The organism is Streptomyces sp. NPDC001492 (genome assembly GCF_053597275.1).
In genome coordinates, this window is the sequence record NZ_JBSFHW010000100.1 from 1 (window position 1) to 10344 (window position 10344).

Genomic DNA, 10344 nt, shown 5'->3' on the forward strand with positions numbered 1-10344 from the left:
GCCCCCTGGACCCCCATCGGCCTGAACGGCCTCGTCCTCAAACGCCGGACGGGCTGAAAGACTCAGGCGCCGGACGGGCTGAAAGCCTGGGAAGGCTACTGCTGCGGGTGGTGGGGCGGGATCGGGGGCAGGTCGCCCGTCGTCTCGTAGTCCGCGAGCATGTCGATGCGGCGGATGTGGCGGTCGTCCTCGGAGAACGGGGTGCCCAGGAAGGTCTCGACGAACTTTGTCGCCTCCTCCTGGGTGTGCATGCGCGCGCCCACCGCCACGACGTTGGCGTTGTTGTGCTGGCGGCCGAGGGAGGCCGTCTCCTCGCTCCAGGCGAGGGCCGCGCGGACGCCCTTGACCTTGTTCGCGGCGATCTGCTCGCCGTTGCCGGAGCCGCCGATCACGATGCCGAGGGAGTCGGGGTCCGCGGCCGTCCGCTCCGCGGCGCGGAGGCAGAAGGGCGGGTAGTCGTCCTGGGCGTCGTAGATGTGGGGGCCGCAGTCGACGGGGTCGTGGCCTGCCGCCTTGAGCCACTCGACGAGGTGGTTCTTGAGTTCGAAGCCGGCATGGTCGGAGCCGAGATACACGCGCATGGTTCCGAGTGTGACATGGCTGTTTCCGGGCGGCAGCCTCGGGTGCCGCACCGGTCACAGCACCGTGAAGCTGTCCTTGACCCTGTCGTAGGTCCTGAGGGCCCGGGTCTCGGTCTGCGGCTGGTACCAGGTGCTGATCTGGTACGACTTCCCGTCCTGGTCGAAGCCCAGCAGCCGGGCGTGCCAGGGGGTGCCCTTCAGGGTGAAGGTGTACTCCCAGACCACGGCCGGGTTGCCGCGGAACGTCGTCCTCTCCAGACGGAGCTTCCGGTAGTCCTGGCCCTGCCGGGCGCCCTGCTCCGACTTCTGCCAGGTCTCCATCAGGTCGCCGCGGGCGAGGGACGACTTGGCCACCAGTTCCTGTGCGCCGTCGGGGGACGTGTAGTGCACCTCCGCCCCTGTTTTCAGGTCCCGCCGCCAGCCCTGCGGCGGCGCCCAGGCGAACCCGCCGGCCTCCCGGTGGGCGCCCGGGGGCAGGCTCTGCGGCCTGGACGTGCCCTCCACTGTGGGCGACGGGCTGCCGGGGGGTGTCGTGGCGGAGGTCGTGGGTGCGGTCGAGGAGCCCGCGTGGTCGCCGCCGGGTTTTCCGGAGTTCGTCAGAAGGAGTACGGCGACGAGGGCACCGGCCGCCACCAGACCGACGGCGGCCACGAGTACGGCACGGTGGCCGCCGGGCCGGTGGGGTGCGGGGGGCGCGGAGTGGGCGGACGAGGTCTCGGAGCGGGCCCCCGAGCGCAGTTCGGAGCGGACTTCGGTGGAGGCGTTGGGGAACTGCACGGGTACTGAGGGTGCCGAAGGTGCGGGGGACGCTTCCGGAGACCGGGGTGGCGTTGCCTCGGGGATGGGGGTCGGCGCCGGAGACCGGGGTGGCGTTGCCTCGGGGATGGGGGTCGGCGCCGGAGACCGAGGTGGCGTTGCCTCGGGGATGGGGGTCGGCGCCGGAGACCGGGGTGGCGTTGCCTCGGGGACGGGGGTCGGCGCCGGAAAGCGGGGTGGCGTTGCCTCGGGGATGGGGGTCGGCGCCGGAAAGCGGGGTGGCGTTGCCTCGGGGATGGGGGTCGGCGCCGGAAAGCGGTGTCGGCGCAGGTCGTGGGTGTCCGGCAGTTCTCGGGGCACCGCGTCCTCGATGGGGGCGGGTGCGGGTTGCCTGGGGTCGCGTGCCGCGCGTACCAGACGGGTGTCCAGGTAGACCGGGGTGGGCCTCTCGGCTCCGCCGGGCTGCTCGGGCTCCCGCTCGGCTTCGGCACTCGCCGTCCCTTCGGCCGCGGGAGCAGCCGCCGGGCCCGGATCCGTGCCCTCGAACGGTTCGGTCCCGGGCGGCTCCTCGGAGTGGGAGGGCTGTTCCGTGTTCGTCGGCCGGCCGGACTCGGGCCCCGCCCCCTGCCCCACCTCCTCCTCCGCCGCCGCACCGTCGTCCTCTCCCCCGCCCACGGGAAGCGTCGGCGTGGGCGCCGGGTATGCGATCGGGTGCAGGGCCTCCTCAAGGTCCTGGAGGGCCGGGCGGACCGAGGGGTCCTTTTCGAGCAGGGCCGCCAGGATGTCGCTCAGGGGGCCCGCCGCGGCGGGGAGTTCGGGCTCCTCGTAGAGGACCGCGTGCAGTGTGGCCAGGGTCGTGTCGCGGGAGAAGGGGGAACGGCCGCCCAGGGCCGCGCAGAGGGTCGCGCCCAGCGACCACACGTCCGACGGCGGCCCCTGGGGGCGGCCCGAGATGCGTTCGGGAGCCATGTAGTCGGGGGAGCCGACGAGCATGCCGACCATGGTGAGCGCCTTGGCGTCCTGGATCGCGGCGATGCCGAAGTCGGTGAGGACGATGCGCCGGCCACCGTCCTCCACCAGGACGTTCCCCGGTTTGATGTCCCGGTGCAGGACACCGCGTGCGTGTACCTGGCGCAGCGCCGCCACCAGACCGAGCCCGATCCGGGCCGTCTCGCCCGGCCCCAGCGGCCCCTCCTCCACCATGATCCGTTCGAGGGAGCGGCCGAAGACCAACTCCATGACGATCCACAGGCGTTCGCCCTCGTCCACGACGTCGTAGACCCGCACCACATTGGGATGGTCGATCCGGGCGGTGGCCCTGGCCTCGCGCAGTGTGCGTTCGCGGCGGGTGCGGGTGTCCTCCGCGTCCAGGCCGTCGATGCGCATCTCCTTGACGGCGACCTGGCGGTCGAGCATCTCGTCGGCGGCCCGCCACACCCGCCCCATTCCTCCCTGACCGATGCTTTCGACCAACCGGTAGCGCCCCGTCACCAACAGCCCCGGAACTCCGCCGCTTCTCTCATTCCCCGGCAATCCGCTGCACCCCCTCAGCCACCGAAATTCTCTCGGCTACCTCAATTACCTCGAACGCGCCCCGACTGAAACACAATGGTCACACTTCATGACGTACCAGCATAGTGCGGAGAAATCTTGTGGTAGCTCTTCAAGTACTGCGAATTCAGGCGCAGCCAAGGGGGATGTGAACATGAGTTCTCGTCGCACGACGACCATCGCGGGATCGCTGGTCGCGGCATCTTTCTCGGCGGTGATGATCCTTTCCTTCACCGCCAGCGCGGACGACCAGGGGCCCGGCAGCAGCAAGGGGGGAAAGGCCGTCGACGAGGCACCGGCAGGCGTGAAGCTGACCACGCTCCTGCCCTCCAGGATCTCGGTCGACAATGGCTCGCAAAAGACGGCTCTCACCGCCACGGTGAAGAACGGGGGGACCAAGGACAGCGGAAAGATCCAGCTTCTGGTCGTCGGTTTCGACGGCCTCACGGTCAAGAGCGTTCAAGGCTGCTCCCAGATTGACGGAAAGAACCTCCCGGCCGGTTCAAACAGCGGTTTCTCCTGCCCGATCGACAATCTCGCTGCCGGGAAGTCGAAGTCGTTTGCCGTCGACGCCACTTACGACCTGCACAAGACCGGCAAGATCTGCCTGCCGGTGCAGTCCGGTGACGGGAAGAAGACGTACTGGCAGCAGGGACCGGTTCCGTTCGGTACGACCAATCCGTCGCCGAACGCCCCGGCCACCCCGCTGCTCCTCGGCACCGACAACAAGCCGGTGGCCCCGAGCGGCGGAAAGGAGTTGCCCAAGACCGGTGTCGGACGCGATGTCCTGCCGCTGGGCGCGGCCGGTGCCTCGCTGATCGCGGCCGGTGCGGCGGGCCTGTGGTGGTCCTCCCGGCGGCCCACCCGGCAGCGGCTGGGCGGCTGAGCACCCTCGGGCAGCCGGTCGCGGACTCGCCCGCATAACCTGACGGCACTTGTCAGGTTATGCGGGCACGATCCGTTTCATGAACTCCGCCGACCACACCACCGACCTGCTCGCCCTCCGCCCCGGCGAGCCCGGCTACGAGGACGAACTCGCCGGTTTCCAGACCGGTTTCGCCCAGCGGCCCGCCGTCGTCTTCGCCGCCGCCTCGGCCGACGACGTGATCGCCGCCGTGAAATACGCGGCCGAACACGACCTGCCGGTCGGCGTCCAGGCCACCGGGCACGGGCTGCCCGGCGCCTCGGAGGGCGGGGTGCTGGTGACGACGAAGCGGATGGACCGGGTGACCGTCGACCCCGAGGCGCGCACCGCCCGCGTCCAGGCCGGCGTCCGCTGGGGGCAGGTCGTGGCGGCCGCCGAGCCGTACGGCCTGGCCCCGCGAATGGGGGCACCTCCCACGCTTTAGGCAGTGGGGGAGGCTCAGCGCCGAGCGTCGGCGCCGTCTCCTACACACTGGGCGGCGGACTGGGCATCCTGGCAAGGGAGTTCGGATACGCGGCCGACCACGTGCGCTCCCTGGACCTCGTCACTGCGGACGCCCGGCTCCGCCATGTGACCCGGGAGTCCGACCCCGACCTGTACTGGGCGCTGCTCGGCGGCGGCCACCACTTCGGCGTCGTCACCGAGCTGGAGATCGGCCTCGTACCGGTGCGGACGCTCTACGGCGGCTCGCTCGCGTTCGACGGCCGCCAGGTCGACCCGGCGGCCCTGCTGCGGGCGTACGAGGAGTGGACGCGGACCGTACCCGAGGGGCTGACCTCGTCCTTCGCGGCCGTACCGTATCCGGACGTCCCGGCGCTTCCGCCGCATCTGCGCGGCCGGTACGTCGTCTCCGTGCGCGTCGCGTACACCGGGGCCGACGGTGATCGACTCGTCGCCCCACTGCGGGAGTTGGCACCCGTGCTCGCCGACTCCCTGCGCGAGATGCCGTACGCCGAGAGCCACACCATCCACAGCGACCCGGACTTCCCGCACGCGTACTACGGGGACAGCGCGGTGCTGAGCGAGCTGGACGTGGAGCGGGCCGATGAGGTGCTCGCCGCCGCCGGGCCGGACGCGGGCGGTCCGATGTGCGTCCTGCAGATCAACCACCTGGGCGGCGCGCTCGCCCGGCCCGCACCGAACTCGGTGCCGTACCGCGAAGGGCGGTTCCTGCTGAGGCTGTTGACGGTCGGCGACCGGGACGCGGCACGCGCGGTGCTGGATCCGGCGTTCGCGCCGCTCGCTCCGGTCACGATGGGGCGTGCGCTCAACTTCGCCTTCGGCGCCGGGGACCGCACGGACGGGCTGTACGACGCCGCGACGCGGAAGAGGCTCGCCGAGCTGAAGTCGTCGTACGACCCGGCGAACCTCTTCCGCGGGAACTACAGGCTCAGCCCTTGTCGACCAGCTTCCAGGCGGCGGGCATGACGCCCATCGCCAGGGCGGCCTTGAGGGCGTCGCCGATCAGGAACGGGGTGAGACCGGCCGCGATCGCCGCGGACGCGGACATGTCGGCGGCGTAGGCCAGGTACGGGACGCCCACGGCGTAGATGATCGCCTCGCCGAGCAGCATGGCGCCCGCCATGCGCGGCACGGAGCGGTCGGCACCGCGGCGGGCCAGGGCGCCCACGACGGTGGAGGCGAGGAGCATGCCGAGGATGTAGCCGAAGGAGACGGAGACACCGGAGCTGCCGCCCGCGAACCACGGCACACCGGCGAGACCGGCCAGCGCGTACAGCACGAGCGAGGCGAGGCCCCGGCTCGCGCCGAGCACCGTACCGACCAGCAGCGCGGCGAAGGTCTGGCCGGTCACCGGCACCGGGGAGCCCGGGACGGGCACGGAGATCTGGGCCGCGAGACCGGTGAGCGCGGCGCCGCCGAGCACGAGTGCCACGTCCCGGACGCGGGACGCGGGCAGGAGGTCGGCGAGGACCTCGCGGGGGCGGGCGGTGGCGGCAGCGGTGCTCATGGGGACTCCGCGGGTGACGGGGACATGCAGGGACACGGTGACGCTATCCCAGCGAACTCGAGCCGATCACCGTCAGCGGTCGACAAAGGCGGGAACGCGGGCTTGGTGGGCTCCGGACAAACGATGCTGGTGACACGGGGTTTCGCGTGACACCGGTCACTGAGGCAGGGAGGCCGTGCTCACCTCGCAGCAGACAGGCAGGTCTGTAGGGTCTCCCCAAATGAATCCTAGTGGTCTGGCCGGATTCACCTTTTCTGGCCTACCCTTCGAGCCATGGTTGCCCAGGCCCGGAACTTCACGTCGCGTCGCTATGTCGACCTGCGACGCCAGGGCGCTGCCACCTGTCGCCGTCCGGTGTGAGGCGGGCCGCGGCGCGCCTCGACCTCCGAGACGTGTCGGCCCCGTTCCCGAGGACGGTCTCCCATGCCCTCTGCCATGGCATCTCCCCCTGCGTCCCCCTCCACTTCCACCCGCCGCCGTACCAGCGCGAGCGTCGTGCTGCGGTCCGTGCTGGAGCACGGTCCGGTGGCCCGCAGCACCATCGCCCGGCTGACCGGGCTTTCACCGGCGTCGGTGACGGACTACTGCGCCCGGTTCACCGAACTGGGCCTGATCCGCGAGTCGGCCGCGCCCCGGCGGTCGAACGGGGTGGGCCGCCCGCATGTCCCCGTCGACCTGGACGACTCCCGGTTCGTGGTCGGCGGGGTGCATGTCGCGGTGCGCCACACCACGGTCGCGCTGCTCGATCTGCGCGGCCGGGTGGTGGCGCGGCACGAGCTGAAGCACGAACGCACCGATCCCGGGTGGGTGCTGGCCCGGGCCGCCGAGGGGCTCGGGGCGCTGCTGGCCGGCAACCCCCGCTGCCGAGCTCTCGGTGTCGGCGTGGCCGTCGGCGGCTGGGTGGACCGGGGGTCCGGGACCGTCGTGGAACACGCGCTGCTCGGCTGGCGGGAGGTGGCGGTGCGCGAGGTGCTCGGCGAGCGCACCGGGCTGCCGGTCCATGTGGACGGCCACGCGCGGGCGCTGGTCAACGCGGAGCGGCTGTTCGGGCGGGCGCGGGGCAGCGGGAGCATGCTGCACCTGTTCGTCGGCAATGTCGTCGACGCGGCGTTCGCCACCCATGACGAGGTGCACCACGGGCCCCGCTCCCAGGCGGGCGTCATCGCGCATCTGCCGGTGCCGGGCGGCACGGAGCCCTGCGCCTGCGGGCGGACCGGCTGCCTGCAGGCCGAGTTGAGCGAGCGGACGCTGTGCCGACGGGCGCGCGAGGCGGGCGTGACGGACGGGGTGAATCCCATGCATGTGGTCGCGGCGGCCGCCGCGGACGATCCCGAGGCCGTACGGCTGCTGGTGCAGCGGGCGGGTGCGATCGGGCGGGCGGCGCGGCTGCTCCTCGATGTGCTCAATCCGGAGACGGTGGTCGTGACGGAGGTCGGGATCATCCACCGGGAGGACTGCCTGAACGCGTTGCGCGAAGGGGTCGGCGACGAGCGCGCGGCTGCCGTCATGCCGACGAGTTTCCCGGATTCGGTGCTCGCGGTGGCGGGCGGTTCGGTGGCCCTCGACGTGCTCTACCGGGATCCGCTGGCCGCTCGACCTGAGGCTATTTAATTCAGAATCGCCGAATGTTGACAGGGCTCACCGCCGGCCAGGAAAATCGTACTCATGAGCCCGATCGTGAGCTGTCGCACCCTTTGTTGCTGACACGTTGCCGCGTGTGAAGCGCTCATTTCTCCCTGCGTAAATAGCGCGGATTTCCCTCCCCCTGGCATTCTCCTGCCGGAATTCCGCCTGCGCTCCTCCCCTGTGCGCTCCTGGCTTTTCTGCGCTCCTTCCCTCTGAACCTCACGGAGTCCTGCCATGCCTTCCTCCGCCGTGCCCGGTGTCGACCGACGGCTCTTTCTCACTTCAGTGCTCGGTGCCGCAGCCGGTGTCGCCGGTCTGACCGGCTGCGCGGGCGGCAGCGCATCCGCCGACAGCAAAGGCGTCTCGACCGCGCCGCTCGCCGACAAGGTTCCGGCCGGTACGAGCCTGAAGATCGCCTCGTATCAGAACACCGAGCAACTCCAGTTCAAGCTGGCCAAGCTGGGCGACCTGCCGTTCAAGGTGTCGAACTGGCTGAACATCGGCGCGGGGCCGGATGTGATCAACGCTTTCCGCGCCAAATCCCTGGACGTCGCCAACAATGCGGGAATCCCGCCGATCCAGGCGCACTACCAGGGCTTCGACGCGAAGATCGTCGCCATCAACATCACCCGCAAGCCGAATTACCTCTTCGCCACCAAGCCCGGCAGCGACATCCGGTCGGTCGCCGACTTCAAAGGCAAGAAGCTCGCCTTCTCTCAGGGCCAGGCCCAAGGTGTCGTACTCCTGCGGGCGTTGAAGAAGGCGGGACTCAAGTACGACGAGGTCGACCTCGTCCCGCTGACCAGCAACCAGTTCCTGACCGCCCTGCAGTCCGGCCAGGTGGACATCGCGCCGCTCGCCAACCAGCAGGCGCCCGCCTATCTCGGGCAGTACAAGGCCAAGGGAGCCCACACCATCACCACGGACGTCGTCGACCTCCTCAACCTGCTGTGGGCGCCGACCTCCGTGCTCAACGACTCCGCGAAGGCCGCCGCGGTCGCCGCGTACATCCCGTACTGGGCCAAGGGCCAGGTCTGGACGTACGAGAACCCCGACGCCTGGAACGAGGAGTTCTACGTCAAGACGCAGAACCTGACCCTCGCGCAGGCCCGGGGCATCAGCCGGCTCGCCAACAAGCCGCTGTTCCCGCCGAGTTGGTCCGAGGCGATCAAGTGGGAGCAGGAGACCGCCGATCTGCTGGCGGAGGGCGGCTTCGTGAAGAAGTTCGACGTCTCCTCGCTCTTCGACCACCGCTTCGAGTCCATCGCCGCCAAGGCCGTACCGGCGGAGTACCGGAGGTGACCGCCATGACCACCACCACGCCCACCGCACTCCCGGCGCGGGTTCAGGAGCAGAGCCCTCTCGTACGGCGTCGCCGCCGCGGCCTGTCCCCCGGCAGGCGGCTGCCCGCCTCCCGGCTGATCGGCCCCGCCCTCTTCCTCGCCGTGTGGGCCGCCGCCTCGGCCGCCGGACGGCTCGATCCGGCCGCGATCCCCGCGCCCTGGACGGTGCTGCGGACCGCCGGCCGGCTGTGGAGCGCCGGGACGCTGCCGACGGACATCCTGACCTCCCTCGAACGGGCCGCGTACGGCTTCACGATCGGTCTCGCGGCCGGGGTCGTGCTGGCGCTGGCCGCCGGGCTCAGCCGGGTCGGCGAGGCGCTGATCGACGGGACGGTGAACCTCAACCGGGCGATCCCGACCCTCGGCCTGATCCCGCTGTTCATCCTCTGGCTGGGCATCGGCGAAACGTTCAAGATCGCGATCATCGCGATCGTCGTCTACGTCCCGATCTATCTGAACACGCACTCCGCGCTGTCCGGCATCGACAGCCGCTTCGTCGAACTCGCCGAGGTGCAGGGGCTGTCCCGCTTCCGGTTCATCCGCCAGATCGTCGTGCCCGGCGCCCTGCCCGGATTCTTCGTGGGACTCCGGCTCGGGGTGACCGGCTCCTGGCTGGGGCTGGTGGTCCTGGAGCAGATCAACGCCACCAGCGGACTCGGCTACATGATGTTCCAGGCCCAGAACTACGGCCAGTCCGACGTCATCCTCGTGGGCCTGCTCGTCTACGGGATCTTCGGCCTGGTCTCCGACAGCGCTGTCCGTCTCATCGAACGGAGGGTGCTGTCATGGCGCCGCACACTGAGCAACTGACCCGGCCCGCCGTCCAGCTCAGGGGCCTGACCAGGTCGTTCGAGGGGCGGACCGTTCTCGACGGCATCGACCTCGACCTCCCGGCGGGACAGTTCACGGCCCTGCTCGGGCACAGCGGCTCCGGCAAGAGCACGCTGCTGCGGGCGATCGCGGGCCTGGACCACGAGGTCGCCGGCAGTGGCCGGCTCACGGCCCCCGAGAAGGTGTCCGTGGTCTTCCAGGACTCCCGGCTGCTGCCCTGGCGGCGGGTCCTGGACAACGTACTCCTCGGGCTGGACGGCAAGGACGCCCAGCAGAAGGGCCGCGAGGCCCTCGCCGAAGTGGGCCTGAAGGGCCGCGAGCGGGCCTGGCCGAGCGAGCTGTCCGGCGGCGAGGCGCAGCGGGCCGCGCTCGCGCGGTCGCTGGTCCGCGAGCCCGAACTGCTGCTGGCCGACGAGCCGTTCGGGGCGCTGGACGCGCTGACGCGCATCAAGATGCACGCGTTGCTGCGGGAGCTGTGGAAGCGGCATCAGCCGTCCGTGCTGCTGGTCACCCATGACGTGGACGAGGCGATCGTGCTCGCCGATCGGGTGCTTGTGCTGGACTCCGGGCGGATCTCGGTCGATCTGGCCGTCGAGCGGGACGCGGCCGCGCGCGGCGAGTACCGGGAGCGGTTGCTCGCGGCGCTGGGTGTCACCGAGGGGGTGGGGTGACCCGTCTGGGGGCTGCCGCCCCCAGGCCCCCGCTTTCGGCCTGAACGGCCTCGTCCTCAAACGCCGGACGGGCTCAAAGATCAAGCCCCGC

At 70.8% G+C, this 10344-nt stretch carries 8 protein-coding genes and 1 pseudogene; 6 read left to right on the forward strand and 3 right to left on the reverse strand.

Annotated elements, in window-relative coordinates; genetic code table 11:
- Positions 1-95 precede the first annotated feature (95 nt).
- Both ACWC1K_RS50240 and ACWC1K_RS50245 read right to left on the reverse strand, forming a co-directional pair.
- Positions 96-581, reverse strand: coding sequence for a ribose-5-phosphate isomerase (locus ACWC1K_RS50240; RefSeq protein WP_450840877.1), 486 nt, complete (start codon positions 579-581; stop codon positions 96-98).
- 54 nt (positions 582-635) lie between these two features.
- The gene (locus ACWC1K_RS50245; RefSeq protein ID WP_450840879.1) at positions 636-2783 is read right to left on the reverse strand and encodes a protein kinase domain-containing protein; all 2148 of its coding nucleotides are present in this window, start codon (positions 2781-2783) and stop codon (positions 636-638) included.
- A 259-nt stretch (positions 2784-3042) separates the two neighbouring features.
- On the opposite strand from ACWC1K_RS50245, the gene ACWC1K_RS50250 reads away from it, so the two are divergent.
- Both ACWC1K_RS50250 and ACWC1K_RS50255 read left to right on the forward strand, forming a co-directional pair.
- Entirely contained in the window at positions 3043-3774 is a 732-nt protein-coding gene (locus ACWC1K_RS50250) for an LPXTG cell wall anchor domain-containing protein (protein WP_351471031.1), read from the forward strand.
- A gap of 79 nt (positions 3775-3853) precedes the next feature.
- Positions 3854-5241 (forward strand): annotated as a pseudogene (locus tag ACWC1K_RS50255) (FAD-binding oxidoreductase).
- On the opposite strand, the gene ACWC1K_RS50260 reads toward ACWC1K_RS50255, so the two are convergent.
- Positions 5204-5782: a biotin transporter BioY gene (locus tag ACWC1K_RS50260; RefSeq protein WP_450840882.1), complete on the reverse strand. Its 579-nt coding sequence runs from the start codon at positions 5780-5782 to the stop codon at positions 5204-5206. The pseudogene ACWC1K_RS50255 and the gene ACWC1K_RS50260 sit on opposite strands and share 38 nt — an antisense overlap.
- Before the next feature lie 435 nt (positions 5783-6217).
- On the opposite strand from ACWC1K_RS50260, the gene ACWC1K_RS50265 reads away from it, so the two are divergent.
- The 4 genes from ACWC1K_RS50265 to ACWC1K_RS50280 all read left to right on the forward strand — a co-directional run bounded on the left by ACWC1K_RS50265 (position 6218) and on the right by ACWC1K_RS50280 (position 10253).
- Positions 6218-7393 (forward strand): ROK family protein, encoded by a 1176-nt coding sequence (locus ACWC1K_RS50265; protein WP_450840884.1) that lies wholly within the window; start codon positions 6218-6220, stop codon positions 7391-7393.
- A gap of 249 nt (positions 7394-7642) precedes the next feature.
- Entirely contained in the window at positions 7643-8710 is a 1068-nt protein-coding gene (locus tag ACWC1K_RS50270; RefSeq protein WP_450840886.1) for an ABC transporter substrate-binding protein, read from the forward strand.
- Between the two features lie 5 nt (positions 8711-8715).
- Positions 8716-9561: an ABC transporter permease gene (locus ACWC1K_RS50275; RefSeq protein ID WP_450840887.1), complete on the forward strand. Its 846-nt coding sequence runs from the start codon at positions 8716-8718 to the stop codon at positions 9559-9561.
- Positions 9537-10253 (forward strand): ABC transporter ATP-binding protein, encoded by a 717-nt coding sequence (locus tag ACWC1K_RS50280; protein ID WP_450840889.1) that lies wholly within the window; start codon positions 9537-9539, stop codon positions 10251-10253. The genes ACWC1K_RS50275 and ACWC1K_RS50280 overlap by 25 nt, the downstream gene beginning before the upstream one ends.
- The last annotated feature ends 91 nt before the right edge of the window (positions 10254-10344 follow it).

Coding starts and splice junctions, on each gene's coding strand:
- ACWC1K_RS50240 (WP_450840877.1), bottom strand. CDS start 581: ATGCGCGTGTATCTCGGCTCCGACCATGCCGGCTTCGAACTCAAGAAC.
- ACWC1K_RS50245 (WP_450840879.1), bottom strand. CDS start 2,783: ATGGGGCGGGTGTGGCGGGCCGCCGACGAGATGCTCGACCGCCAGGTC.
- ACWC1K_RS50250 (WP_351471031.1), top strand. CDS start 3,043: ATGAGTTCTCGTCGCACGACGACCATCGCGGGATCGCTGGTCGCGGCA.
- ACWC1K_RS50260 (WP_450840882.1), bottom strand. CDS start 5,782: ATGAGCACCGCTGCCGCCACCGCCCGCCCCCGCGAGGTCCTCGCCGAC.
- ACWC1K_RS50265 (WP_450840884.1), top strand. CDS start 6,218: ATGGCATCTCCCCCTGCGTCCCCCTCCACTTCCACCCGCCGCCGTACC.
- ACWC1K_RS50270 (WP_450840886.1), top strand. CDS start 7,643: ATGCCTTCCTCCGCCGTGCCCGGTGTCGACCGACGGCTCTTTCTCACT.
- ACWC1K_RS50275 (WP_450840887.1), top strand. CDS start 8,716: ATGACCACCACCACGCCCACCGCACTCCCGGCGCGGGTTCAGGAGCAG.
- ACWC1K_RS50280 (WP_450840889.1), top strand. CDS start 9,537: ATGGCGCCGCACACTGAGCAACTGACCCGGCCCGCCGTCCAGCTCAGG.